The 26075-nt window shown below is 64.2% G+C and carries 25 protein-coding genes; 4 read left to right on the top strand and 21 right to left on the bottom strand.

Annotated features, from left to right (window positions below; genetic code table 11):
* Positions 1–284 precede the first annotated feature (284 nt).
* Positions 285–2819, top strand: a complete 2535-nt coding sequence (locus NKI16_RS18155; RefSeq protein ID WP_352640903.1) for an NAD-dependent epimerase/dehydratase family protein — start codon at positions 285–287, stop codon at positions 2817–2819.
* On the opposite strand, the gene NKI16_RS18150 is transcribed toward NKI16_RS18155, so the two are convergent.
* Genes NKI16_RS18150 through NKI16_RS18140 form a run of 3 tightly spaced genes read right to left on the bottom strand, consistent with a single transcriptional unit; the run spans position 2816 to position 5810 of the window.
* Positions 2816–4036: an NAD(P)/FAD-dependent oxidoreductase gene (locus tag NKI16_RS18150; protein ID WP_352621421.1), complete on the bottom strand. Its 1221-nt coding sequence runs from the start codon at positions 4034–4036 to the stop codon at positions 2816–2818. The genes NKI16_RS18155 and NKI16_RS18150 overlap by 4 nt on opposite strands.
* On the bottom strand, positions 4033–4746 hold the full coding sequence (locus NKI16_RS18145; protein WP_352621423.1) for a methyltransferase domain-containing protein: 714 nt from the start codon (positions 4744–4746) through the stop codon (positions 4033–4035). The genes NKI16_RS18150 and NKI16_RS18145 overlap by 4 nt, the downstream gene beginning before the upstream one ends.
* Positions 4743–5810, bottom strand: a complete 1068-nt coding sequence (locus NKI16_RS18140; protein ID WP_352621425.1) for a type III polyketide synthase — start codon at positions 5808–5810, stop codon at positions 4743–4745. Before NKI16_RS18140 ends, NKI16_RS18145 begins: the two co-directional genes overlap by 4 nt.
* Positions 5811–6074: 264 nt before the next feature.
* Here NKI16_RS18140 and cueR point away from each other — a divergent pair, with 264 nt between their 5' ends.
* Positions 6075–6473, top strand: a complete 399-nt coding sequence (gene cueR, locus NKI16_RS18135) for a Cu(I)-responsive transcriptional regulator (protein ID WP_352455395.1) — start codon at positions 6075–6077, stop codon at positions 6471–6473.
* A complete protein-coding gene (locus tag NKI16_RS18130) occupies positions 6470–7027 on the top strand; it encodes a cytochrome c (protein WP_352621427.1) in 558 nt (185 codons plus the stop codon). The genes cueR and NKI16_RS18130 overlap by 4 nt, the downstream gene beginning before the upstream one ends.
* Before the next feature lie 5 nt (positions 7028–7032).
* Here NKI16_RS18130 and atzF read toward each other — a convergent pair whose 3' ends face one another.
* Genes atzF through NKI16_RS18090 form a run of 8 tightly spaced genes read right to left on the bottom strand, consistent with a single transcriptional unit; the run spans position 7033 to position 15305 of the window.
* The gene (gene atzF, locus NKI16_RS18125) at positions 7033–8841 is read right to left on the bottom strand and encodes an allophanate hydrolase (RefSeq protein WP_352621428.1); all 1809 of its coding nucleotides are present in this window, start codon (positions 8839–8841) and stop codon (positions 7033–7035) included.
* The gene (locus tag NKI16_RS18120; protein WP_023677215.1) at positions 8838–9188 is read right to left on the bottom strand and encodes a cupin domain-containing protein; all 351 of its coding nucleotides are present in this window, start codon (positions 9186–9188) and stop codon (positions 8838–8840) included. The genes atzF and NKI16_RS18120 overlap by 4 nt, the downstream gene beginning before the upstream one ends.
* The gene (locus NKI16_RS18115) at positions 9181–9849 is read right to left on the bottom strand and encodes a cysteine hydrolase family protein (RefSeq protein WP_023677214.1); all 669 of its coding nucleotides are present in this window, start codon (positions 9847–9849) and stop codon (positions 9181–9183) included. Before NKI16_RS18115 ends, NKI16_RS18120 begins: the two co-directional genes overlap by 8 nt.
* Positions 9849–11381: an ABC transporter ATP-binding protein gene (locus tag NKI16_RS18110; RefSeq protein WP_023677213.1), complete on the bottom strand. Its 1533-nt coding sequence runs from the start codon at positions 11379–11381 to the stop codon at positions 9849–9851. The genes NKI16_RS18115 and NKI16_RS18110 overlap by 1 nt, the downstream gene beginning before the upstream one ends.
* 10 nt (positions 11382–11391) lie before the next feature.
* Positions 11392–12093, bottom strand: a complete 702-nt coding sequence (gene biuH / locus NKI16_RS18105; protein ID WP_352621430.1) for a biuret amidohydrolase — start codon at positions 12091–12093, stop codon at positions 11392–11394.
* A 14-nt stretch (positions 12094–12107) separates the two neighbouring features.
* Positions 12108–13034, bottom strand: a complete 927-nt coding sequence (locus NKI16_RS18100) for an ABC transporter permease (protein ID WP_023677211.1) — start codon at positions 13032–13034, stop codon at positions 12108–12110.
* Entirely contained in the window at positions 13034–14158 is a 1125-nt protein-coding gene (locus NKI16_RS18095) for an ABC transporter permease (protein WP_352782909.1), read from the bottom strand. The genes NKI16_RS18100 and NKI16_RS18095 overlap by 1 nt, the downstream gene beginning before the upstream one ends.
* A 19-nt stretch (positions 14159–14177) precedes the next feature.
* A complete protein-coding gene (locus NKI16_RS18090; protein WP_352755647.1) occupies positions 14178–15305 on the bottom strand; it encodes a BMP family ABC transporter substrate-binding protein in 1128 nt (375 codons plus the stop codon).
* A gap of 322 nt (positions 15306–15627) precedes the next feature.
* Between NKI16_RS18090 and NKI16_RS18085 the strand changes: the two genes are divergently transcribed.
* Positions 15628–16287 (top strand): GntR family transcriptional regulator, encoded by a 660-nt coding sequence (locus tag NKI16_RS18085; protein ID WP_023677208.1) that lies wholly within the window; start codon positions 15628–15630, stop codon positions 16285–16287.
* A 3-nt stretch (positions 16288–16290) separates the two neighbouring features.
* Here the strand turns inward: NKI16_RS18085 and doeB are convergent, their stop codons facing one another.
* The 10 genes from doeB to ehuR all read right to left on the bottom strand — a co-directional run bounded on the left by doeB (position 16291) and on the right by ehuR (position 25994).
* Positions 16291–17292: a N(2)-acetyl-L-2,4-diaminobutanoate deacetylase DoeB gene (doeB, locus tag NKI16_RS18080; protein WP_023677207.1), complete on the bottom strand. Its 1002-nt coding sequence runs from the start codon at positions 17290–17292 to the stop codon at positions 16291–16293.
* A gap of 5 nt (positions 17293–17297) precedes the next feature.
* A complete protein-coding gene (doeA, locus tag NKI16_RS18075) occupies positions 17298–18476 on the bottom strand; it encodes an ectoine hydrolase DoeA (protein ID WP_352755649.1) in 1179 nt (392 codons plus the stop codon).
* A 38-nt stretch (positions 18477–18514) separates the two neighbouring features.
* The gene (locus NKI16_RS18070; RefSeq protein WP_352724536.1) at positions 18515–19507 is read right to left on the bottom strand and encodes a cyclodeaminase; all 993 of its coding nucleotides are present in this window, start codon (positions 19505–19507) and stop codon (positions 18515–18517) included.
* Positions 19504–20496: a hydroxyectoine utilization dehydratase EutB gene (gene eutB, locus NKI16_RS18065; protein WP_352455381.1), complete on the bottom strand. Its 993-nt coding sequence runs from the start codon at positions 20494–20496 to the stop codon at positions 19504–19506. The genes NKI16_RS18070 and eutB overlap by 4 nt, the downstream gene beginning before the upstream one ends.
* A gap of 10 nt (positions 20497–20506) precedes the next feature.
* On the bottom strand, positions 20507–21280 hold the full coding sequence (gene eutA / locus NKI16_RS18060; protein WP_352455380.1) for an ectoine utilization protein EutA: 774 nt from the start codon (positions 21278–21280) through the stop codon (positions 20507–20509).
* A complete protein-coding gene (ehuD, locus tag NKI16_RS18055; RefSeq protein WP_023677202.1) occupies positions 21277–21936 on the bottom strand; it encodes an ectoine/hydroxyectoine ABC transporter permease subunit EhuD in 660 nt (219 codons plus the stop codon). Before ehuD ends, eutA begins: the two co-directional genes overlap by 4 nt.
* A 16-nt stretch (positions 21937–21952) precedes the next feature.
* Positions 21953–22612, bottom strand: coding sequence for an ectoine/hydroxyectoine ABC transporter permease subunit EhuC (gene ehuC / locus NKI16_RS18050; RefSeq protein ID WP_254819481.1), 660 nt, complete (start codon positions 22610–22612; stop codon positions 21953–21955).
* A 172-nt stretch (positions 22613–22784) separates the two neighbouring features.
* On the bottom strand, positions 22785–23636 hold the full coding sequence (gene ehuB / locus NKI16_RS18045; protein ID WP_023677200.1) for an ectoine/hydroxyectoine ABC transporter substrate-binding protein EhuB: 852 nt from the start codon (positions 23634–23636) through the stop codon (positions 22785–22787).
* A 65-nt stretch (positions 23637–23701) separates the two neighbouring features.
* Positions 23702–24487, bottom strand: coding sequence for an ectoine/hydroxyectoine ABC transporter ATP-binding protein EhuA (ehuA, locus tag NKI16_RS18040; protein ID WP_352699431.1), 786 nt, complete (start codon positions 24485–24487; stop codon positions 23702–23704).
* A 121-nt stretch (positions 24488–24608) separates the two neighbouring features.
* A complete protein-coding gene (ehuR, locus tag NKI16_RS18035; RefSeq protein WP_352569064.1) occupies positions 24609–25994 on the bottom strand; it encodes a MocR-like ectoine utilization transcription factor EhuR in 1386 nt (461 codons plus the stop codon).
* Positions 25995–26075: the final 81 nt, after the last annotated feature.

The raw sequence follows: 26075 nt of genomic DNA, 5'->3' as shown, positions 1-26075 counted from the left end.
GATGATGATGGACGGTTCAATGTGGATGATGGGCGGCATGGCGCTCATTTGGGTCCTGGTGCTTGTCACCCTCGTGCTCGCGATCGCGGCGCTGGTCAAATATTTGCGAACCTGACGGCATAGGCAGTCGGGGTCAAAAGAGCAAAAAGGGCGGAAAGTTGTAGTCGTCATCGGAAGCAGCAGCGTCATCGGGTCGGCGTCGGAACTGGTCCGGCCCCTCGGCTCTTAACGTCTGTCGCCTTCGGCCCTCTCAGGAGTGGCAAATCGCCGGCTATGAGGTCTGGATGGCGAAGCGCAAAGACACGGTTATTGTTACCGGCAGCACCGGCTTCATCGGCTCGGCTCTGGTCAACAGCTTCGCCGACCGGTTTGCTCTCGTCGGCCTCGACCGGGCGGCGACGCGTCAGCCGCCGCCGGCCGCGGAGTGCGTCTGCATCGACCTGACATCGGAGGACGCCGTGGCAGCCGGCTTGGCGCGCGTGCGGACGGCCTATGGCGCCCGCCTCGCCTCGGTGATCCATCTTGCGGCCTATTTCGATCTCACAGGCGAACGGAACCCGCTCTACGAAAAGATTACGGTTGGCGGCACCGAGAAGCTCCTGCGCGCCCTGAAACAATTTGAGGTCGAGCAGTTTGTCTTCATGAGTTCGATGCTGGCGCACAAGGGTGGCCGACCAGGCGACATCATCGATGAGGATTGGCCGCTCGAATCGAACCTACCCTACCGCACCTCGAAGATCGAGACCGAGCGCCTGATCCATGAGCAGCACGGGGCGATCCCTGTCGTCTATGCCAGGCCGGCCGGCGTCTATGATGATCTCGGCCGTAACGCATTCCTCGCCAATCAGATTGCGCGTATCTACGAAGAGGATCCGACCGGGCATGTATATCCGGGTGACCTGCTCACCGGGCAGTCGTTCCTGCATCTGGAAGACCTCACCGATGCGGTGGGGCGCCTTATAGATCGGCGGAAGAAACTTCCCACGGAGCTGGCGCTGCTTCTCGGCGAGCCTGAGGTCATGGGCTACGGCGAACTTCAAGCCGAGATTGGTCGGTTGATCCGTGGCGAGAACTGGGAGACACGGGAGGTGCCGAAGGCGCTCGCCAAGGCGGGTGCCTGGGTCCAACAGGACGTGCTGGGCGAAGAATCATTCGTTCGTCCCTGGATGGTCGATATCGCCGACGACCACTACGCGATCGATATCAGCCGTGCCCGCAATGTCCTCGGCTGGCAGCCCCGGCATTCCCTGCGCGAGACGTTGCCGCGGATCGTCGACGCGCTCAAGGCAGATCCCGCCGGCTGGTATCGGGCCAACAAGCTCAACGCGGCCAAGGTGGCCGGCAGCGGAACAAAAGCGCGAGAGAAAGACAAGGCGTTCGAGGCCAAACACGACAAGATGAAACCCGGACACATGGCCGAGATGGCGGGGATGGGCCAGCAGATGCTGTGGGCTCATTTCCTGGTCATCACGCTTGGCGTGTGGCTCCTCACCAGCCCGCTTCAGTTCGCGCTGTTCGATCCGGCGGCGGCCGGCACTGTGCGTGACGTCACGCAAGAGCGTGGACTGTGGGAACCGGTGCTGCGCAACGCGCTCACCGGCTGGAGCGACATTGTCTCGGGCTTGCTGCTGATGCTGTTTGGCGGGCTCGCACTGTCGCCGCGTTTTTCCTGGGCGCAATGGGGCACGACGATCGCCGGCCTGTGGCTGCTGTTCGCGCCGCTGTTCTTCTGGACGCCGAGCGCCGCCGCCACCATGAACGACACGATCGTCGGCGCGCTGGCCATCGCTTTCTCGGTGCTCGTCCCGATGATGCCGGGCATGAGCCACGAAGGGATGATGGACGAGAGCACCGTTCCGCCTGGCTGGACCTACTCGCCGTCATCCTGGCTGCAGCGCCTGCCGATCATCGCGCTCGGTTTCTTCGGTTTCCTCATCGCCCGCTATCTCACTGCCTACCAGCTCGGCCATGTGGGTGCTGTCTGGGAGCCATTCTTCCTCGGCGGAGACGGCAGGAACGGCACGGAATTCATCATCACATCCGACGTTTCTCGAGCCTGGCCAGTCGCTGATGCCGGGCTTGGCGCCGTGGCCTATATGATCGAAACCCTGATGGGCGCGATGGGCACGGCGACCCGCTGGCGCACCATGCCCTGGATGGTGACCTTCTTCTTCATCCTGGTGGTGCCGCTCGGCGGCGTCTCGATCTTCTTCATCATCATCCAGCCGATCATGATCGGCACCTATTGCACACTGTGCCTCATCGCGGCGGCGGCCATGCTGGTCATGATCCCGCTGACGCTGGACGAGGTGGTCGCCATGGGCCAGTACATGCTGCGCAGCGTGCGGACAGACCGTCCGTTCTGGCGCACCTTTTTCCAAGGCGGGCCGGAGCCGAACGGCGAGGCGGACAAGAACGATCCCGGCTTTTCCGCCGCGCTTGCCGCACAGTCCGCCGCAGCCATTCGCGGTGTCACGTTTCCATGGACGCTGGTCGCATGCTGTATCGTCGGCGGTTGGCTGATGGTCTCGCGGCTGGTCTTCGGCACGGCCGGCGCCATTGCAAACAGCGATCACCTCTCGGGCGCCATGATCATCACGATCGCGGTCTGCGCCATGGCCGAGGTGGCACGGCCATTGCGTTTCCTCAACCTGCCGTTCGGGTTATGGCTGATCGCAGCGCCCTGGCTGCTCGACGGCGCGACCAGAGGTTCGACATTGAACAATGCCGTCGCAGGGCTAGTTGTGATCGGCCTCAGCCTGCCTCGGGGGCGCCGAAGCAAGGAGCACTACGGCTCATGGGACCGCTATGTCGCCTAGACGAAGCCTGGAACCGGCTTGGTCTTGCCGCTCAGTTGCGCGCCCAGCGTCAGGGCCTGCGGGAAATTCTGGACGATCGCCGCCATCAAGGTGGCGCTGCCGGGGCGAAGGGCAATTCCGGCAACGGCCGCGGCGGCGTAGACCCGTGTCGAAAACAGTCTTTTCCAGGCCGCCTCGTAGCGTCTGGCGGCAGCCTCGCGCCCTGCTCGGCCACTTGGCGCGTATGCGAGTTCGCAAGCCAGCAGCCAGCCGGACTGAAGCGCCATCGAGATGCCCTCGGCGATGACAGGATGAGACTCTCCGGCTGCATTGCCGACGCGAAAGATGTCCCCTTCGTAGCACGAGCGAATTCCCGGCCGGATCGGACCTGCGGCAAGCCACGGACCGTCGAGGAGAGCCGGTTCCAGGGCGTCCCGCACGCCCCGGCATGAATTCAGGAGATGCCGGGAGACCGCATCGGCGGCCGACACGTGGCTCCGTTGTTTGGGGCCATATTGTTTACGCAGCCGCGCGAGCATATCGCGCCGGATGCAGCACGAGATCGACAACCGGCCATGATCCGCCGAAACCATGCCGCCATAGCCGCCGGGAAAGGCCAGCAGAGGCATCAAATCCGGCGCCAGCGACGACCCGGTGAAATGCGCCTTGAAGCCGAGCAGGTCCGACGGGCGATTGGCCTTTCCGAGCTGGCTGGGCAATGGTCCCGGTTCCCAAGAGCCGTGAGCGGCGACAATCACCGGCGCACGCAACATCGCCGCTTCATCCCCGGCCTGAATTCGCACCCTTTGCATCTCACCGTCCGGCTCGATGGCGACGGCGCGGCAGGGCTGGAAGATTTCGACACCCGCCGATCGCGCCGCCTGTAGAAGCAGAGAGTCGAGAATGTCCCGGCCGAGCGCCCGGCCAAAGCCATCTTTCGCACGAGGCCCAGCTCCTGCACCAGGCATTGCCGCGTCGACGCAGGTCTCGCCGGAAAACAGGCCGACGCGGCGGATATCGGGGCCCGCCTTGGCACGCCAGGCATCGCCGATCTCCAGCCGGTCGAGAAGCGCAAGATTGCTTGCCGAGATGTATTCGCCGCAGACCTTGCGGCGCGGAAATGCGGTCTTTTCCACAATTGCCACGGCCCATCCGCGCCGGGCCAGCGTGAGCGCGACGGAGGTGCCCGCCGGGCCGGCACCAATGACGATCGCGTCATGAGTCGACAATCGCGTCATGGCTCGACACTGGCACTGGCGCCGACGAAGATGTGGGAGAACAGGCCGGCGCGCCGCTCCTCGACCGGTTTGCCGTTGGCCGCAAGCCAGAGACGGGAAAGCTCGCTGCCGCGAAAGCCGGCACGCACGCTTTGCGCCGCGTCGTTTCGTGTGACGTCGTTGGCGCCGATTGCCGGCAGAAGACGGGTCGCGGCCAGCGGCAGTTTCGCCCGCAGCGGCTCTGTCGCGATGAGCAACGGGGCTTTCGGCCTGATCAGCGAAAACAGACGCACGAGCTGCGCATCGTCGAGGTGATGCAGGAACAGATTGACGGTGACGGCGTCGAACGGCGCACCCTCGATCTTTCCTGCCCAGTCGAAGACATCGGCGGTGACGCCTTCGGCCTTCCATCCCAGCCTGTCAAAATCATCGCGCAATTGCGTGGTGACGAGGTCGACGCGGTCGAGCATCACCAGTTCGACCCCGGGCCAATGCCCGGCCATGCGCCGCGCCACCGCCAGCATGAAGGAGCCATCGCCGGCGCCGATCTCCAGAATGCGGCGTGGCGGCGTTGGCACGAACCTCCTGAGCAACGACGTCATGATCGGCACCTGAAACATCAGCATATTGATGCGCCGAAGGTCGCGGCGCGCGGCCAGCGCTCGCGGATCTTCGGCCTTAAGTCCGTCGAGGATTTCCGGCGCAAGCTGCCGGTGCTCCAGACCGCTCATGACACCGTTCGAAAGAGCATGGTTTCGGCCGTCAGCCCGGGTCCGAACGACATGCCGCAACCGAGCAGGCCGGGTGGCGCCTTCAACATCTCCTTCATCACGAACATGACGGTCGCCGACGACATGTTCCCGTATTGGCGCAACACCTCGCGCGATGGTTCCAGCGCGGTGGGCTCCAGTTTCAAGGCCCTTTCGACGGCGTCGAGCACCGAACGTCCACCCGGGTGTACGGCCCAAAGGTCGATGTCTTCCGTCGGCCGGCCGCCGAGCATGGCGGCCTGGCTGTTCCGCAACGCCTCATGAATCGCTGCCGGCACCTGGCCGGAAAGAACCATTTCGAAGCCGTGGTCGCGAATATTCCAGCGCATCAGATCCCGCCGCTTCCTCGCCACCAGACAGTGAAAGCTGTCGAGCTCGATGCCGGCCGGCTCGGCGGTGACGAGCGTGGCCGCGCAGCCGTCGCCCCAGAGGCAGAACGACAGCAGTTTTTCCAGTTCGGTGGTTTCGCGCAGATGCATCGTGCAGAGCTCGATATTGACCAGCAGGACCTTGGCCTGCTGGTCGGAGCGGACGATGTGGCGGGCCAGCTTGAGCCCGTTGATCGCCGCGTAGCACCCCATGAACCCGATCATCGTGCGTTCGACACTATCGGGCAGCCCGCAACGCGCGATCAGCTCCAGATCGATGCCCGGCGCCGAAAAGCCGGTGCAGGTGGTGACGATCAAATGGGTGATGCGGGAAGCGTCATCGCCAAGCTGCAATCCGTCGATGCCCTTTTGTGCCAGAACAGGTGCAGCATCGTCGAACATCGCCATTCTCATGGCCGTTCCGGGAAACGCGCCCCGGATGAAGGTCCCGGCCAGGTCGGCAGTTGGTCCTTCTGGGTCGGACGCCGGCGCAAAGCAGGAATAGCGGTGCTCGATGCCGGCAAGATCGGCCATGCGTTCGAAGATCCTCCGCCGATCGGCCGCGAGCATGGAGGCCGCGAAACGCAGGTAGAATTGATGAACCTCGTGCTCCGGCACCGCCGTCGCGATCCGGTTGATATAGGCGTTGACGGGCATATTCTGTCTCCTCGGCGTGTGCACGGTGTAACGTGCCGCCGGAGGGTCCTTGCTCATCGTTACCCGGTGTCGAACACCGGGTTTTGAGCGCTGTTCGATAAACGTTTCCGAAAACTGATTTCTTCCCGAAGGTTCAGTGTGCGCTGTTGGCAGGCAAACGGTTGGAGCGGGCGGGCGGTTGCGTCGGGCATCCAAAATCGCCACATCATGTTGACCTTCCATCTACTGGAAGGTCTATTTCCTCCGATAAAGGAGATTTCCGCCATGAACATCGGTATCGCATCCGAAAAATCCGGCCTGCCGGCCAAGACGATCCGTTACTACGAGGATATCGGGCTCTTGCACCCGGCTCGGACAGACAATGGCTATCGCGATTACTCGACGGCCGATATTCACCGGCTGCGCTTCCTGCAGCGCTCGCGAAGCCTGGGGTTTTCGGTCGACGAATGCCGCCAACTGCTGTCGCTGTACCAGGACAGGGAACGTGACAGCGCCGACGTGAAGGCGATCGCGAAAGCCAAGCTGGTCGAGATCGACAGGAAGATCGCTGAACTGGTCGGATTGCGCGGCCTGCTCCACCAATTGGTCAGTCACTGCCACGGCGACGAGCGGCCGGATTGCCCGATCATCGACGAGCTGGCAGGACAAGGCGTCGCCCAGTGAGGCTCGCAGCCGCTGTAACGGTGCTATCGCTTGCCTGCGTCTCTGTCGTGCTCGCTGCCGCCCATTCGGACCGTGATGCGGTCATCGAGGCTCGCCAGACCTCGATGAAGGAAATGGCCGCGGCGGCAAAGGCGATCGCTGGGATGTTCGACGGCAAGCAGGCGTACGACGCCGCGGCCTTCAAGGCGGCGGCCGAGACCATCCGCGCCCGCACCGGCCCTTCCCTGATTGCCGAATTCCCCAGCGCGACATTGGGCGCGCCTTCAGGCGCCAAGCCGGATATCGACCCCGCCCGCGCGGAGTTCGAAGGGCTGGCTCGCCACATCGGGACGCTGGCCAGCGCCCTGGCCTCCGACGCCGAGCGGGCGCTGCCGCGCATCACCGACGACATGAGAATGGGTTCCGGCCTGGCGATGGGCGGTGGCAGCCTGCTTGGCAAGCGACCATCACTCGCGGAAGCCGATCCCACTAAATTGCCGGCGGAGCACCTCCTGCATCTCATCTTGCAGGATTGCTCGAGCTGCCATTCGAAGTTCCGGCAAAAGGTCGAGTGATAGCGTCAGCTCCGCTGCAGCTGACCCGCCATGAAATTGCGCCAGCCGCCGAAATGCGAAATCTCCTTTGCATCGGTGAGGCCGGCACTTTCGACGAGGAAGCCTTTCGGCGAAGTTCCGTCATCAAGCAGAAGCGTCCCGATGCCGAGCGGCGGCGGGATCGCGGCAACAAAGCGCCCGAACGCTTGTGGCGAGAGCCGCCAGACTTCGACCTCGATCGCTGCCCCCTTGCCATTGCAGCTGCGCTCGAGCCCCGGTCGCGACACCGACTGGCCGGCGAGCGCATAAAGCCGGTAGAGCGGCGCCGTTCTTGCCGCCCGGGCGAAAATCGCGCCGAGCTGCTGCAACTGGCCGTTCAGCGCCATCCCCGATAGATGCGCGCCGACCACGGCCAGCTCGATCGTGCCCTCGTCCACGTCCACGCGAACATCGCCACGCGGCGGCAGCGGCCAGCCTGTAGCGCCCAGCGCAAGGCCGCTTGCCGCATGGACATCCTGCGCAAGCGACGCCGTCAGATGGTCCTTGCCCGCCGCGGCAAGCAAGGTGACGCTCATCGGCAAACCGTCGCTACGAATTCCGGCCGGCACGGCTATGCCGCACATGTCGAGCAGATTGACGAAGTTGGTGTAAGTGCCAAGCCGGCTGTTGGTGACGATCGGATCGGCCAGCACCGCTTCGACTGTGTAGTGCGTCGGCGCGGTCGGCACGCAGAAAACGTCGACCGAGGCGATGACCGGCGCAAGCTTGGCCTTATAGCCTTGCAGGGCATAGAGCCCCCTGAAAGCGTCCGCGGCGGAAAGTTTTCGCGCACCGCCGATGATCTGCCGCGTCACCGGATGCATGGCGGCCTCGTTGGCATCCATGAAGTCCCTGATCGCGGCGTAACGCTCGGCTACCCAGGCGCCTTCGTAAAGCAGGTTGGCGGTGGCGTAGAAATCGCCGAACGGGATTTCGACCAGCCTGCAGGCCAGCGTCTCCAGCGAGGCAAGAGCGGCCGCGAAGCCCGACTGCATCGCCTCGTCGCCGAAGAAGGTCCAGTCCGCCCTGGCCGGCACGCCGACAGTCAGCACCGGCGGGCGCGCGGCAAGGCCCTGGACGCCGGGGTCACGCGAATAGGGGTCGGCGTCGTCCTTTGCCGCCGCCGCCTCGAACACGCGGTAGGCGTCATCGACGGTGAGCGCGAAGACCGAGACGCAGTCGAGTGTGCGGCAGGCCGGCACGACGCCGGCGGCCGACAGCGCGCCGACGCTCGGCTTCAGCCCGACGATGTTGTTGAGACCGGCGGGTATGCGCCCCGAACCGGCGGTGTCGGTACCGAGCGCGAACGAGACGATGCCGCGCGCCGTCGCCACGGCCGAGCCGCATGAGGAACCGCCCGGCACCAGTTTCGGATTGATCGCATTCCTCGGGATCGGATAGGGCGTGCGAACGCCGACCAGGCCGGTGGCGAACTGGTCGAGATTGGTCTTGCCGATAACCAGCGCGCCGGCGGCCTTGAGCCGCGCGACGACGGTGGCGTCTTTCGCCGGCAAGTAGGCATATTCCGCACAAGCCGCCGTGGTCGGCATGCCGGCAACATCGATGTTGTCCTTGACCGCGAACGGTACGCCCCACAGCGGCTTTGCCGCGGGATCGAACGGGCCGAGCTTTTCCGCCTCGACCAACATCTCCGCCCTGCTCGCCAGATGGATGAAGATGCCGGGGTCATCGGCCGCCGCGAGCCGCGCATTGATCGTATCGATCACCTCGCAGATGCCGACGCCGGCCTGATAGGCGGCGTGCAAGCTCGCTATATCGAAGCGGATGTCGCTCATTTGGCCTCGTCCAGAATGACTACCGGCAGGTTCCACTGGATGAGTACGACGCAGCCATCCTTCGTCCACACCGAATGCTCGGTTCCGACCAGGTTCAGGATCACGCTGCCCGCGGCATGATCGCCGTTCTCGTCGCTCTGCGTGCCTTCCAGCACGATGATCGTTTCCAGCCCGGCATGGCGATGGCGCGGCACGCCGGCGCCGGGCCGATAGTTCAGGATCGCGACCGACGGTTCCGTCGGTCCGCCCTTGAGCAGCCAATGCGCCGTAATGCCATCGCGGAAAGGCTCGAACGGCAGATCGCGCCAGCCACCATTGAGGAGGCCGGCAAAGGCAAGATTAGGCATTGGCAATCCCCTCGAGCACCTGGTCCGTTGTCGCCGTCCAGCCGACGATCGCGCCCTGTGCCCTGATCATCGCCAGGGCGGCCGCCTTGAACTCGGCAAAATAGCTCTCGGTAGCATCCTCGGCCAGCAGGCATTCATAGCCGCGGTCGTTGGCCTCGCGCATCGTCGTCTGCACGCAGACCTCCGTCGTCACTCCGGCAAAGACCAGTTGCTGTGCGCCGAGCCGCTTCAGGTCATCGCCGAAGCTGGTGGCATAGAACGCGCCCTTGCCCGGCTTTTCGATGACGATCTCGCCAGGCAGTGGCGCAAGTTCATCGAGGATCGCCGTTCCCGGCTCGCCGACGATCAGCACGCGACCCATCGGCCCGACATCGCCGATCCGGATCGACGGATTGCCGCGATTGCGCTTGGCCGGCGGCAGATCCGAAAGGTCTGCCTTGTGGCACTCCATCGTGTGGATCACCGGCAGGCCGGCGGTGCGGAACCCCTCGATCAATCTCTTCACCGTCGGCACAATCGCCACCACCCGGCTGACGTCGTTGCCGAGGCTGGCGCCGAAGCCGCCGGGTTCAGCGAAATCGCGCTGCATGTCGATGACGACCAGCGCCATCGCCTCAGGCTTGAAGGCGAACGGAAACGGCAGCGCCTCGATCTCCGCCATCAGTGATGTCCCGCCATGTGCTCGCCGATGGTCTGCACGCTCGCCTGCGCAATCGGCGTCTCGTAGACCAGCGCGCCGTCCGACATGACGAAGATGCGGTCCGAGAGCTCGAGCAGCTCATCAAGGTCCTCCGACATAAGGAGCACCGCGGCGCCGGCATTGCGCGCCTTCATGATGCGGGCGCGTATTTCGGCGACGGCGGAGAAGTCGAGGCCGAAGCAGGGGTTCGACACGATGAGCAAATCGACCTCGCCGGTCAGTTCCCGCGCCAGCACCGCGCGCTGCACATTGCCGCCCGAGAGCGACGAAATCGGCGAAGCAAGCGATGCCGTCTTGACCTTGAACTGTTGGACCAGACGGGCCGCGTAGTCCCTGATCGCACTCATCCTGATCCAGTTGACCGGCTTGCCGGCCTCGTTGAGGTCGAAGGTCCGGAAGGCCATGTTTTCCGCCACCGTCATCTTCGGTGCGCAGGCATTGCGCAACGGCTCCTCCGGAATGAAGCGGACATTGAGCGTGCGCGCCTCGCTGCGGCTGGCGCCATAGGGCGAGCCTTTCACCAGGACGTCGCCGCCATTGCGCGCCCGCTGTCCGGCAAGGACTTCGAGAAACTCCTTCTGGCCGTTGCCGGAGATGCCGGCAATGCCGACGATCTCACCCGACTTCACATCGAGTTCGCCGATGTCGATGGTTTTCAAACCGGTGCGGTCGGGCGCCTTCAGCGACTTTACCGTCAGCACCTGTCTGGCGCCGGCCGGCACCGGGGCGCGGCTGTCGAGTGCTGCAATCGGCTGGTCGCCGATCATCATCGCCGCCATCTGCTTGTGCGAAAGTTCGGAGACCTTTCCGGTTCCGGTCAGCCTGCCCTTGCGCAGCACGGTGATATCGTCGGCAAAGGCCGTCACCTCGTGGAATTTATGCGAGATCATCAGCACGGTGAGGTCGCCGGTCCTGGTCATGTCGCGCACCAGGCCAAGCACTTCGTGTGCCTCGCCGGGAGTGAGCACCGAAGTCGGCTCGTCGAGCACCAGGAAACTGCGGCCGAGATAGAGCTGCTTGATGATTTCGAGCTTCTGCTTCTCGCCGGCCGCAAGTTCCGCCACCTTGACGTCGAGCGGCAGCTTGAACGGCATACGCTGCATGAATTGCGCAAGTGCGGCGCGCTCCTTGCGCCAGTCGATGACGCCGGGCACCTTCTCGCGCGAAATGACCAGGTTCTCCGCGCCGGTCAGCGACGGGACGAGCGTGAAATGCTGGTAGACCATGCCGAGCCCCAATGCCGAGGCATCCTTCGGACTGGCGATCGCGACCTCGCGGCTATCAACCAGCATGTCGCCGGCGGTCGGATGGTAAAAACCCATCATGCATTTGACCAGCGTCGACTTGCCGGCGCCGTTTTCGCCGAGCAGCGCATGGAACGATCCCGCCGGCACCTTGATCGAGACGTCGTCCAGCGCGGTGAAGGCGCCGAAGCGCATGGTCATGCCGATGGTCTCGACGCCGACGGCTTTCTTGCCGATGCTTCCGCTCAAGATCGTGTCCTCACGGCAGTTGCGCGACGAAGGATGCCGAATTCGACACCGCGCCGAACACGCCGCCCTGCATCTTGATCATCTTGATCGCGGCGAGATGGTTGCCGTAATCGGTCGCGCCGCAGCAATCCTCCAGCATCACGCATTCGAAGCCGCGATCGTTGGCCTCGCGCATCGTCGTGTGGACGCAGACATCGGTGGTGATGCCGCTCAGCACGATGTTTTCGATTCCGCGCTGGTGCAGGATCAGTTCGAGGTCGGTGGCGCAGAACGAGCCCTTGCCCGGCTTGTCGATGATCGGTTCGCCCGCCGCCGGATAGAGGTCGGGGATGATGTCCCAGCCGGGTTCGCCGCGCACCAGGATGCGCCCGCAAGGTCCGGGGTCGCCGATGCCGGCATTGATGCGGCGCGAGCGCCAGCGCTTGTTGGCCGGCAGGTCGGCGAGATCGGGCCGGTGGCCCTCGCGCGTGTGGATGATGGTGTAGCCCTTGGCCCGCATGGCTGAGAGCACCGACTTGATCGGCTCGATCGGCGCCCGCACCAGCGAAAGATCGTAGCCCATATGATCGACATAGCCGCCCGGCCCGCAGAAATCGGTCTGCATGTCGATGATGATCAGTGCCGTATTGTCCGGCCGCAGCTCGCCATTATAAGGCCATGGATAAGGGTCGGCATCAATGTAGCGCTGGGTGATCTCGGCTCTGGCGTTCATCGGAAAAACTCCAGTCATTTGGTGATCGACAACTCGCCCGGCGCGCCGGCAAGCGAGCGGTTCGGCGACGAGGTGGCGATCATGATGATGAGCGTGAGGATGTAAGGTGCGGCGTAGAAGAGATAGTAGCCCTGCGTCACCCCGACCGATTGCAACGCGGGGCCCAGCGCGCCCGCACCGCCGAACAACAGTGCCGCGGCAAAGCAGCCGAGCGGATTCCAGCGCGCGAAGATAACCAGCGCCACCGCCATCAGGCCCTGCCCCGACGAGATGCGTTCGGTCCAGCTGCCGGGGTAATAAAGCGACAGATAGGCGCCGCCGATGCCAGCGAGCGCACCGCCGACACCTGTCGCAAGCAGGCGCACGGTGTTGGGATTGAGGCCCATGGCGCGCGCCGCATCGGAGCTGTCGCCGACGACGCGCACGATCAGGCCGGCGCGCGTATTGCGGAAGGCCCACCATAGGAACACGGCAAGTGCGGCACCAATCAGGAACAGGATGTTGACGTTGAGCGCCGCCTGCACCTGCGGGATATCCGACCAGCCACCGAAGGCGATGGCCGGCAGGTCTGGTGCCGAGGGCTGGATGAACGGCTTGCCGAAGAAGAAGGCGAGACCGGAGCCGAACAGCATCAGCGCGATGCCGATGGCGATGTCGTTCACCCCGCGGAATTTGCAGATCCAGCCGTGGAACAGCCCGAAGCAAAGACCGGCACCTGCGGCAGCCAGCAGGCCGAGCCATGGCGAGCCGGTCATCACCGCGACGGCGTAGGCAGTCATCGCACCGAAGACCAGCGTGCCTTCGAGGCCAAGATTGATGCGGCCGGAGCGCTCGGTGATGGCTTCGCCGAGCGAGACGAAGATGAAGGGCGTCGAAACGCGGATGGCGCCGCCGAGAATGGCGAGCGGCACGCCCCACAGGCCGATCTCGGTCGCGTCCATCAGGAGCCTCTCTTCCACAGATCGGGATTGAAGACCTTGAAGCGGCCGTAAAAGGTTTCGCTGAACAGGATGACTACGAAGAGCATGCCTTGCAGCACCAGCACGGTGGCGTCGGGCAGGTCCATGCGGCGCTGGATCAGCCCGCCGGAAGCGCCGATACCGCCGAGCAGGAAAGCGACCGGGATGATGGCGAGCGGATTGTGGCGGGCGAGGAAGGCGACGAGGATGCCGGTATAGCCATAGCCGGCGGCGAGCGAGGCGTTGGCGCTGCCTTGCACGGCGCCGACCTCCAGCATGCCGGCCAGCCCGGCGAAGCCGCCAGCCAGCCCGGTGAAGCCGACGATCAGCGGCCCGACGGCAAGCCCTTGCACCTGAGCTGCCCTGACATTGCCGCCGGCGATGCGGGCGGCAAACCCCCAGCGCGTCTTTTCGATCAACAGCCAGGACAGGACGCAGGCGAGAATGCCGACGACCAGGCCCCAGTGCACGTCCATGCCTGGAATGTTGCCGATGCGGTAGGCATCCGCCAGCGGCTCCGTCGAGGGTTTGTTGAGCGAAGCCGGATCGCGCAGAGGCCCTTCGACCAGATGGTTCATCAGCGCGATGGCGATATAGGCCATCAGCAGACTGGAGATGGTTTCGTTGACGGCGCGGTAGTGGCGGAGTGCGCCGACGGCACCGATCCAGATGCCGCCGGCGACCACGCCCGCCACGCCCATCAGCAGGATGACCAGAAAAGCCGGCGCGCCATTCGCCGCGACGCCGATGGCGGCGGCGGCAACGCCGCCCAGCACGATCGCGCCTTCGCCGCCGATGACGACGAGGCCGAGTCGTGCCGGCAGCGCCACGCAGAGCGCTGCCAATAAAAGCGGTGCTGCCCGCGACAGCGAGTTCTGGATCGAGAACCACGAGCCGAAGCCGCCGCGCCACATCGTCTCGTAGAGTTGCACCGGCGATTTGCCGACCAGCGCGATGAACACGCTGAACAGCGCCATGCCGACGATCAGCGCCGCGAGCGGTATGACGAAGGCTTCCGCCTGCCGCGCCGCCCATTCGAGCGCCGCCGGATAATTCCTGGCGCCAAACAGCGCCGGTGCGCCCGCGGTGCTGACCGTGTCTGCCATGGCCCGTCTCCGATCCGGTTCAGGCGGTCGAACCGACGACGCCCTCGACCAGATAGTCCATGCTTTCGAGCTCGAGCGCGGTCTCGACGAAGGCCTGGCCTTCGGTCGCCACGACGACGCCCTTGTTGCTCTTCAGCGGACCCTTGATGACCGAAAACCCGCCTTTCATCATTTCGGCCAGCGTGCCGTCGAACTGCTTGCGGGCGGCATCGCCGACGGCGGGGCCGAGCGGGCTCATCTTGACGAAGCCGTCGGCAAGGCCGCCGCGCGTGAAGTTGGGCAGCGGCGCGCCGGCCACCAGATCGTCGACGAACATCTTGTAGACCTTGGCCCAGTTCCATTCCGCGCCGGTCAGGTATTTTTCCGGCGCCAGCGGGCTCTGGTTGGCATGATAGCCGCAGATGAAGGCGCCACGCCCGGCCGCAGTCTCGACCACCACCTTGGGGCTGTCGACATGACAGGTGATGACGTCGGCGCCCTGGTCGACCAGCGCATTGGTGGCCTCCGCCTCCTTGACCGCCAGCGACCACTCGCCGGTGAAGATCACCTGGCAGGTGATGGTCGGGTCGACCGAGCGCGCGCCGAGCAGGAAGGAATTGATGTTGAGCAGCACCTGCGGGATCGGCTTTGCCGCGACGAAGCCGAGCTTCTTGGTCTTGCTGGTGTGACCGGCGACGACGCCGTTCAGATACTGGCCCATGCCGATATAGCCGAAATAGGAACCGGCATTCATCGGATGCTTGTCCTTGTTCCACATGCCACCACAATGGCGGAACTGCACGTCGGGGAATTTCGCGCACATGGCGAGCATGTGCGGATCGAAATAGCCGAACGAGGTCGGGAAGATCAGCGACGCACCGTCGAGATTGATCATCGATTCCATCGTCTTCTGAACGTCGACCGTCTCCGGCACGTTCTCCTCCTCGACGACGGAAATTCCTTCGATCCCCTTCAGCGTGGCGGCCCCTTCGGCATGCGCCTGGTTGTAGCCGTAGTCGTCCTTTGGCCCGACATAGATGAAGCCGACGGTGGCCGTCGCGGCGAAGGCCCTGCTGATCGGAAACGATGCGGACGCAAGGCCGAGCGCCGCTCCGGCGGCGGAGGTTTTGAGCAGGTCGCGGCGGCTAAGCATGAATCTCTTGGACATTGAATGCTCCCTCTGTGGGGCCTTTGGGGCCGGTTAACATCTCAATGAAAGAAGTGTATGCAATCAGCATGCCAGTTTCAGAAATGAGATTTATTCAGTAATATCAATGAGTGTTCCGATGTGGACTGCACAAAGCCGGAGCAATTGCATACACTTTTTGCCTCCAAAATCGCCAATTTGACATGAAGGCTAAAACATAGGCATACAGAGATGCGGAGGAATCGAAGCCGGTGAGTGGCTTACGGCTCTAGCGAAAAGACTGGACGGAGGAGACGTGTCGGGAAAGCGCAATTTGATCAGGTCGGGCACGACCGTCGATCAGATGGTGAGGGCGATCAGCGACCGGATCGTCACCGGTTTCCTGCGCCCGGGCGAAAAGCTCGACGAGGCCTCGCTCGCCGCCCGCTTCGACGTCTCACGCACGCCGATCAGGGAAGCGCTCAGCCGGCTCAGCGCCATGGGGCTGGTCGAAAGGCGGCCGAACCGCGGCGCCACCGTCGCCGTGGTGACGCAGGAGCACCTCGCCTCGATGTTCGAAAGCATGGCCGAGCTTGAAGCGATCTGCGCGCGGTTCTCGGCCGAGCGCATGACCGCTGGCGAGCGCCGCACGCTGGAGGCCGAACACCAGGCCTCGGCGCGCTTCGTGCAGCTCGGTGCCGAAGAAGAGTATGAGCTTTTCAACACCGAATTCCACACCCGGCTCTATCGCGGCGCCCACAGCAAGCACATTTATGAACTGACCGTCATGACCCGCGGCCGCCTGGCGCCGTTCCGGCGCGCGCAATTCATGCTGCCCGGGCGGCTGGCCCAGTCCTGGCAAGAACATGACGCCATCGTCACCGCAATCATGCGCGGCGACAGTGCGGCGGCCGGAACAGCCGCCAAGGATCATGTCTCGATCGTCAGCGAGGCGAGCGCCGTCTTTGCGATCGGCGATCGCCCCAAAGGCAGGACCGAGCCGTTCCCGACATCGGCTTCCTAACCGTCAATCGACCAGCACGGCGACCACGGCAGCGCAGTCGCCGGCCTTGACCAGCCCCGGAAAATGCCGCGCCGCCAACAGACCGGACATTTTGGCCCGGATCTCCTGCGGAGCGCCGCCGGTGCGGCCTATGGAATGGATACGTGCCAGCACCTGGTTCTCTGCCACCGGCTCGCCGAGATCGATCATGGTTTCGATCATCCCGTCGTCCTCGGCGAACGAGAAGCAATCGCCGGACGGCATGTCGAGCCAGCGGGTTGGCTGCATCTCGACCGCGCCGGCGACGATGCCGGCATGGCGCAGCACATTGAGCACGCCGCGACGTGCGATCCGCACCGTTTCCGCGCGCGAAGTCCCGCCGCCGCCAAGCTCTGTGGTGATGAACAGCTTGCCCATCTCTTCGGCGGCAGTGTCGAACATGCCGACCGCGTCGATCTCCAGCATTTTCATCGACCATGGTGCGGAGAAGGCTTCAACCGCAGCGAAACCCTTCGCTTCCAGCACCTTGTCGGGCCGGATGTGGGCGGCGCAGAACGGCACGAAGTCGAGCGTCTTGCCGCCGGAGTGGAAGTCGAGCGCGATGTCTGTACGGGGCAGAAGCTCGCGCTGGAAATAATCAGCGATCTTCTCGGTCACCGTGCCGTCGGGCCGGCCGGGAAAGCTGCGGTTGAGATTGCCCTTGTCGATCGGCGAGGTGCGCGTGCCGGCGCGGAACGCCGGATAGTTCATCGCCGGCACGATGATGATCGTGCCGCTGACTTGCTTCGGGTCGAGCGTACGGGCGAGGTCATAGAGCGCCAGCGGCCCCTCGTACTCGTCGCCATGATTGCCGCCGGTGAGCAATGCGCTCGGCCCCTTGCCGTTGCGGATGACGCAGATCGGGATCATCACCGATCCCCAGGCGGAATCGTCGCGGCTGTAAGGCAGGCGCAGGAAACCGTGCTGCACGCCGTCGCGCTCGAAATCGACGGTCGGCGTGATCGGTGACGGGCGAAGGCTGGACATCGGGCTCAATTCTTCACCACCAGTTTGCGCGGCACATTCGCCAGGCACTCGACGCCCGTCTCGGTGATCAGGATGGATTCGGTGATTTCCAGCCCCATCGTCTCAAGCCACAAGCCGGTCATGAAATGGAAGGTCATACCGGGCTTCAACTCGGTGCGGTCGCCTGGACGCAGGCTCATCGTGCGCTCGCCCCAGTCAGGCGGATAGGAAAGCCCGATCGGGTACCCGGTGCGGTTGTCCTTGACGATGCCGTACCGCTTCAGCACCGCGAAGAAGGCGTTGGCGATGTCCTCGCATGTGTTGCCGGGCTTGGCGGCGGCAAGTCCCGCCTCCATGCCTTCCAGCGTCGCCTTTTCGGCATCGAGGAATTCCTGCGTCGGTTTACCAAGGAACACGGTCCGCGACAGCGGGCAGTGATAGCGGTTGTAGCAGCCGGCGATCTCGAAGAAGGTGCCCTCGCCCGATTTCATCGGCCGGTCGTCCCAGGTCAGATGCGGCGCCGATGCGTCGGCGCCCGACGGCAGCAGCGGCACGATCGCCGGATAGTCGCCGCCGATGCCGTCGACGCCGCGCGTGCCGGCATCGTAGATCTCGGCGACCAGGTCGCATTTGCGCATGCCGACCTCGATCTTGTCGACGATGCGCTGGTGCATCGCTTCCACGATGCGGGCGGCCTTGCGCATGTAGTCGATTTCGGTCGGGCTCTTCACCGCGCGCTGCCAGTTGACGAGTGCCGTGGCGTCGACGAAGCGGGCATTGGGTAAGTGCTTCTGCAGCGCTGCGAAGGCAGCGGCCGAGAACCAGTAATTGTCCATCTCGACGCCGATGCTGAGCTTGCCCCAGCCGCGATCGGAGAGCACGCTGGACAGAAAATCCATCGGATGGCGCTGGGTCGACTGCACATAGTGGTCGGCATAGCCGACGATGTTGTCGTGCGCGAGATAGGCGGTGCGCTTGGCGCCGTTGGCGTCCTGGCCGCGCCCGTACCACAGCGGCTCGCCCGACGGCGGCACGATGACAGCCTGATGCACATAGAACGACCAGCCGTCATAGCCGGTCAGCCAGGCCATGTTGGACGGATCGCTGACGACGAGCAGATCGACGCCCTTGGCCTCCATCGCCTTCCGCGTCTTGGCGAGGCGCTCCGCATATTCGCCGCGCGAGAATTTCAAGTTGGGCTGCATTGTTCTTGGTCCTCGTTTGTTGGGCCTTGCGGCCAGCATCAGCTTTCGAAAATCGTACCGGTCTTGGCCGCACGCGCACGGTCGCGGGCGAGCGTGGCGATCGCCGTGTCCTGCACGCCGGTGCCGGTCAGGTCGGCAATGGTGATGTCGCTGTCCGAGCGCCGGCCATGCCTTTCGCCGGCGATGATGTGGCCAAGCTCGGTGATTTCGGCATCGGACGCCATCACGCCCGCCGCGATAGCATGGTGCAGTTCGCCCAGCCGCCGCGTCTGTTTGGCGCTATCGGCGACGTAGAGATCGGCCATGCGCAGGATCGCCGGCGCGATCTCGTTCTTGTGCTCGGCATCCGAGCCCATGGCAGTGATATGCTGGCCGGCGGAAACGAAGCCGGCCTTGATCAGCGGCTCGGTCGACGGCGTCGTGGTGACGATGATGTCGGCATCGGCCGCAGCCTTTGCCGCGTCGGGCTCGGCGTGAACGGCGATGCCCAGTCTTTCGGACAATGCGTCGGCCGCGGCCTCGGCCTTGGCGGCATCCCTTGCCCAGATGCGAGCCTCGGTGATCGGCCGCACCAGCATCAGCGCTTCGAGCTGCAGTCCGGCCTGAACACCGGCGCCGAAGATCGCGGCAACGGAGGAACCCGGCCGCGACAGATGCTTGGCGGCAACCGCGCCGGCCGCCGCCGTGCGGATGTCGGTGAGATAGCCATTATCGAGCAGCAGCGCCTCGACCAATCCGGTTTTCGCCGACAGCAGCACCATCATGCCGTTGACGCTGGGCAGGCCGAGCTTGGGATTATCGAAAAAGCCGGGGCTGATCTTGATCGCAAAACCGTCGATACCCGGTACATAGGCGGTCTTGACGTCGACCTCGCCGCGATGCTCGGGAATGTCGAGCCGAAGGATCGGCGGCATCGCCACCGGCAAGGTGGCGAGCGCCCGGAACGCGTTCTCGACGCAGGCGATGGCATCAAGATCGAGCTTCACGATCTTGCGCAATTCAGCTTCGGTGAGGATCGTCATCCGGCTCATGCTGCGCTCTCCGCAATTGCTTCGCCGCAGATGATCTTGCGGTGCAGTGTCATATCGATGTTGCGGCCGGACAGCACGAGCACCGTCGGGCCGCTCGCCCTGACCTTGCCGGCAAGCACGGCTGCGATGCCGACCGCGCCGGCGCCTTCGACGATCTCGCGCTCCTGTTCATAGGCATGGCGGATGCCGGTGGCGATCTCGTCCTCGCTGAGCAGGATCACATCGTCGAGCAGGTCGCGGCACATGGAAAAGGTCAGCCGGTTGTCGAGGCCTATGCCGCCGCCGAGGGAATCGGCCAGCGTCGGCAGTTCCTCGACCAAAACCGAATGTCCGGCGTCGAGGCTCGCCTTCATCGCCGCACCGCGCGCCATTGAAACGCCCATCACCTTCGTCGCCGGGCTGACGCCCTTCACGGCAGCAGCGACGCCAGCCGCCAGCCCACCGCCGGAAAGCGGCACCAGCACCAAGGCGGCGTCCGGAACCTGTTCGATGATCTCCAGCCCGAGCGTGCCTTGCCCGGCGACAATGGCAGGATGGTCGAAGGGCGGCAGCATGATCAGCCCCTCTTCCGCGACCAGCCGTTCGACCTCCCGCTGCGCATCGTCCTGGCTGTTGCCGACGATGCGGATCTCGGCGCCGAGCCGACGGATCTCGTCCAGCTTGTTCTGCGGCACCAGCCGCGACATGCAGATCGTCGCGTGGATGCCTTGCAGTCGAGCAGCATAGGCAAGCGCCCGGCCGTGGTTGCCGGTCGAGGCAGCGACGACGCCACGCGCCCTCTCCTCGTCTGTCAGCGAAGCGATAGCGTTCGAGGCACCGCGCAGCTTGAAGGCGCCGGTGGTCTGCCGATGTTCGAGCTTGAGATAAACAGGAGCGCCCAAGTGCTGGGAAAGACTCCGGGAAGGAACGGTCGGCGTACGCTCGATCTTGCCTGCGATGCGCTCGCGCGCGGCGCGGATATCGGAGAGGCTTATCCTGGACGTGGTCATGGCTCTGCAATCAGTTCAGCGGCAGCGTCATCAGACGGCCGAATTCAGGACGCGACATCTTATCTCCGCAAAGCCGCAGGCAATTCCAGGCCGTCGCCTGGTTGCTGGTGACGACAGGGCGGCCGATGGCCTCTTCCATACCCACAACTGCCGCCGCGGACCGCAGTGCCGTGCAGGAGACAAACAGCGCGTCCGAGTGTTCGGCCGTCGCCTCGCGAGCCAGATCGACCAAGGATTTCGGCGCAATCCGCGCCATCTCGCGGTCGTCCTCGAAGCCGAGGCAAGTGAAGCTGGCGATCTCGAATCCATGCTCGCTGAAATAGGTCGCCATCGGCCGGCTGGTCTCGACCGTATAAGGGGTAAGAATGCTGATCGTCCTGGCGCCCAGCGCCTTCAGGCCGCGCACGCCGGCCATCGGCGGCGTAACCACCGGCGCGCCGGGTTTCGCGGCCTGCACCGCCGCCTCGATTTCGGCATCGCCGATCACGACGGAAGCTGAGGTGCAGGAATAGCAGATCGCATCGAGCGGCTCGTCGGGCAGGATCAGGGCCGCGGCCGCCGTCAGTGACGGCTGCATCTTGCGCAAATTGTCCGGCGTCGTCGGGTTGGCGTAGGGGATGCGCGCGACATAGATGCCGATGCGGTCGCTTGCCACCATGCGGTGAAAATCCGGTTCGCTCGTATGGTCGGTGGCAAGGATGATCAGGCCGACCCGCTTTTCCAGCGGACGCGCATCGAGCGGCGGCCGGGCCGAGTGCAGGCGGATATCGGGTGCAGCGCTCATCGTTCGATCCGCCCATAACGGTGTTCCAGCCAGCGCAGCAGCACCACCGAGAACAGGCTGATGGCGAGGAAGAAGGCGCCGACCAAGGTGATCGGTTCGATATACCGATAATAGGTATTGGCGACGCTCTTGGCCTGGTTCATCAGTTCCAGCACGGTGATCGCCGACAGCAGCGGCGTCTCTTTGAACATGGCGATGAAATAATTGGCAAGCGCCGGGATCATCGGGGGGATCGCCTGCGGAATGATGATGTGCGTCCAGGTCTGGGTGGCGTTTAGATTGCAGGCCTTGGCCGCTTCCCACTGGCCGCGGGGCACATTGTCTATGCCGGCGCGGTAGACCTCGGCCGTGTAAGTTCCGTAATGCAGCCCGAGACCGATGACGCCCGCCACCAGCGGCGGCAACAGGATGCCGAAATCCGGCAGCACGTAGAAGATGAAATAGAGCTGCACCAACAGCGGCGTGCCACGGATGAACTCGGCAAGGAAACCGACGGTGCGCGACAGAGCCCTGTTCGGCGACCGGCGCGCCAACGCGATGCCCAGCCCAACGATGGCCGCCAGCACCGAGCCGAGCAGCGTCGCCAGGATGGTGATCTTCACCCCCTCGATCAGCGTCGGCAGGATCTGCCGGACAAAATCCCAATCCCATTCCATTAGCAGGCCCGATCCATCATACGCGCACCCCGTCGAGGCCACGAGCCATGCGGCGTTCCAGCGACCGCACGCCCCAGGAGATGAGCAGCGCCAGCACGAAATAGATGACGAGGATGGTGCTGAACGGCACCAGAGTATTGCCGGTCTGCGAGCGCACCACCTGCGCCTGGAAGGTCAGGTCGGCGAGCGAGATTAGCGAAACGACGGCGGTGGCCTTGAGCAATTCAATGGCGTTGTTGCCGAAGGTTGGCAGCATCACCAGAAGCGCCTGCGGCAGGATGATATGGCGCATGGCTTGCCAGCGGCCGAGATTGAGGGCGGTGCAGGCCTCATATTGTTCGCGGCCGATAGACTTGATGGCGCCACGCACCACTTCCGCCGCATAGGCGCCGACATTGAGGCCCAGCGCCAGCACCCCGGCCTGCAGCGGCGTCAACGAAATGCCGGCAAAAGGCAGCACGAAATAAGCCCAGAACAGCTGCACGAAAATCGAGGTGCCGCGGAAGAACTCGATATAGGCGGTGGCCAGCGCGCGTAGCACGAAAAACCGCGACAGCCGCCCCAGCCCGGCAAGAAAGGCCATGACCAAGGCCAGCACCGACCCCATCAGCGTCAGCTCGATGGTGACAAGCGCTCCTTGCAATATCAGGCCGAAATAGCCGGACCATTGGGTCATTGGGGCTAAGCGTTTCCTCGCTTGGTGATCATTGCAGAACGCCGGCGCCGCCCCTCATCCGCCTGCCGGCACCTTCTCCCCGTTATAGGGACGGGGAGAAGGGTGAAGCTCCAGCGTTGACGCCCCCCTCTCCCCGTTTTTGACGGGGAGAGGCTAGGGTGAGCGGCACTTTTTACTTCGCCGAGCAGAGCTTGTCGCGGCTCGTCGACATTGCCGCCGCCGCCGAGAAGCCGTAAGGCTCGATGATCTTGGCGAACTCGCCGGACTTCTTCAGTTTCGCCAGCTCGACATCATAGGCGTCGCGCAGCGCTTCGTCGCCCTTCTTGAAGGCCGCGCCGTCGCAATAGACCGGCGCACCGACCACCGGCGCGATGACTTCGAGGTTCGGATCATTGGCTTTCTTGACCAGGTCGTTGATCGACAGCACGGGCAGCGAATAAGCATCGATGCGGCCGTCCTGCAGCATCTTCAGGCCGCTCTGGCCGTCCGGCACGACGATGACGCGCTCGCGCGGCACACCTGCGGTGAGCGCCAGCTTCTCTTCAGTGCCGCCACCCGGCGCGCCGATCGTGGCGCTCGCGTCCTTCGCGACGTCCTCGTAGCTCTTGAAACCCTTCGGGTTGCCCTTCTTCACCAGCATCGCCTCGGCGTCGCACAGCACCGGTTCCGAATAGGCGACCGCAGCACAACGTTCCGGCTTCATGAACAGGCCGGCAGTGACGACGTCGAAACGGCCGGCCTGCAGGCCGGGAATCATGGCGCCATATTCCGAGATCGAGGCGACGATATCGTTGACGCCAAGGCGCTTGAAGATTTCACGGGCAACGTCAGGCGCCGCACCCGAAACCTTGCCGTCGGCAGCGACCGCCGTATAGGGCGGCTCGTTGGCGATGGCGACGCGGGCAAAGCCTTGCGCCTTGAGCTCTTCGAGCTTGCTGTCGTCGGCCGAGCCGGCCGTCGAGGCGGCCAGCACCGCCGTCAGCGCAATACCGGCGACGCCGGCCAAAATGGCAAATTTCTTCATTGTTCCCAACTCCTTGTTTGTCTGTCTTCTTGGCTTGCTTGAGGCGTCGCCGCCTCGCATGGCAGTCAGACCCGATGTCCGGCCGCAATGATCTTCTTCAGGAAACCTTGCGTACGCTCCTGTTTGGGATGGCGGAAAATCTCGTCGGGCTTGCCCTCCTCGACTATTCTGCCGCGATCGAAGAACAGCACCCGGTCGGCGAAGTCATGGGCGAAACCCATCTCGTGGGTGACCAGCAGCATGGTCATGTCGGTCTCGGCGGCGAGCTTGCGCATGACGTTGAGCACCTCGTCGACGAGCTCAGGGTCGAGCGCCGAGGTGACCTCGTCGAACAGCATGATTTTCGGCGACAGCGCCAGCGCCCGCGCAATCGCGACGCGCTGCTTCTGGCCGCCTGAAAGCTGCGCCGGCATCGCCTTGGCCTTGTCGACCATGCCGACCATGTCGAGCAGTTCCATCGCCCGCTTTTCGGCGGCGGCCCGCGGCACGCCTTTGGTCAGCATCGGTGCCAGCGTCACATTGTCGATGACGCATTTGTGCGGAAACAGATTGAACAGTTGGAAGACCATGCCGATCTTCTGGCGCATCTTTGCCAAATGCCGTTCATCGGCCGTCAGCAGCCGGCCGTTACGCTCCATGTGGTACAACTGTTCGCCGTCGACCTGGATGTGGCCGCTGTCGATACGCTCTAGCGTCATCAGGATGCGCAGGATCGTCGTCTTGCCCGAACCCGATGGACCGATCAGTGCCAGCTTCTCGCCGGGCATGACTTGCATCGAGAGGCCGTCCAGCACCCTGAAGGTGCCGAAGCTTTTTGAAATGCCGTCGATCTTGATGATGGGAGCCGACAATGAATTTCCCGTGCTGGAGAAGCTTGCCTTTAACGATGCGGATCGCGGCAAATCATGTCAATCAAGAAAATAATATCATGACAATATTTCGGATTCCGCACAATTTCGCGCCATTTGTCGCCTAGATCGCAAGCAGGAGATGCTCGGGATCGCCGAGCAGAAGCTTGGTGACAACGCCGAGACCGGCACGCAGTTCCCCCTCCGTGGTCGAGCCCAGCGAAATCCGTACGGCTGGATGCCAAGGCATCTGCGAAATGCGAAACGACGTGCCGGGCGCGATCGCCACGCCCTGCAGGCGGGCCTGGGAAACAAAGCTTTCCTCACCGCGGTCATCGGGCAGTTGCAGCCAGATATGCAGCCCGTCGCGATGAGCCCGATAGTCCACTCCGGCGAGCACCTCGGCGGCGATGTCCAGACGCCGCCGCAAAGCCATACGCTGCCATCGAACGAGTTCCATCGCGGTGCCGTCGGTCACCCATTTGCTGGCGATCTCGGCCACCATCGGAGTCGCCATCCAGTTCGAGACCAGGTGGCGGTTGGCAACCGCGGCGACATAACGATCGGGCGCCGCGAGATAGCCGATGCGCAGGCCCGGCACCACGATTTTAGTGAAGGAGGTGACATACAGCGTGCGCTCGGGGGCAAACGCCGCGACGGGCGGCGGCCGATCCTCGACCAGCGGGCCGAGCACGTCGTTCTCGATGATGGCGATGTCGTGCCTGCGCGCCACCGCCGCGATCTGCTCGCGCCGGCCGGCATCCATCAGGGTGGCCGTAGGGTTGATCACCGACGGCTGCACGAACACGGCGCGGATGTCCGACAGCCGGCAGGCCTCGTCCAGCGCTTCCGGGATCAGCCCATTGTCGTCGATCGGCAAACCCTCGAGATTGAAGCCGAGATAACGCGCCAGCGGGATCAGCGTGTGGTGACCGATCGCCTCGGTGGCGACGGTCGAGCCGGGCGGCGCCACGCTCATCAGCGCCACTGTCATCCCTGCGGTGGCGCCGTTGGTCAGGCTGATGTTCTGCGGCGACGCGTCGAGGCCACAGAGGCGTAGCCACTCGACACCCACCGCGCGGTGGCGCGGGAACACCATGTTCGGCCTGAACGACAGTGCCGAGCTCGACGGCAGGTTTTCGGCGAGCCAGCCCAGCGCCTGCCTCAGCCGCTCCAGATGCATCGGTTCGCAGACCGGCTTCAGGATGGAGAGATCGATGACCTCGCCCAGCCGCTCCGGCAGATAGGGGGGCTCCGGCTCGCGGCGCTGTGTCTGCACGAAGCTGCCGCGGCCGACCTCGCCGGACACCAGCCCGCGGCGGATCAGCTCCTCATAGGCGCGGCTGACCGTCTGCACGGAAAGTTGCAGATCGTCAGCCAACTGCCGGTGCGTCGGCAATCGCGCACCGTTGGCCAGGCGCCCGTCATGGATGGCCCGCGCGAACTGGTCGGCGAGCGATTGATAGGCCGGCCGCCGGATAAGAGCGGGATCTGGTCGCCAAAATGTCATGACTTATTAGAGATCGAAATCAGTGCAATTGACAATCGAAATAATGCGCCGTCATGGTGTCCGGCACTGGAAGTGGGCGAT

This window comes from Mesorhizobium sp. M0698, from assembly GCF_040320455.1.
Classification (GTDB): Bacteria; Pseudomonadota; Alphaproteobacteria; order Rhizobiales; family Rhizobiaceae; genus Mesorhizobium.
The sequence above is the reverse complement of the archived record's forward strand: the minus strand, read 5'-3'. Positions and strand labels throughout refer to the sequence as shown.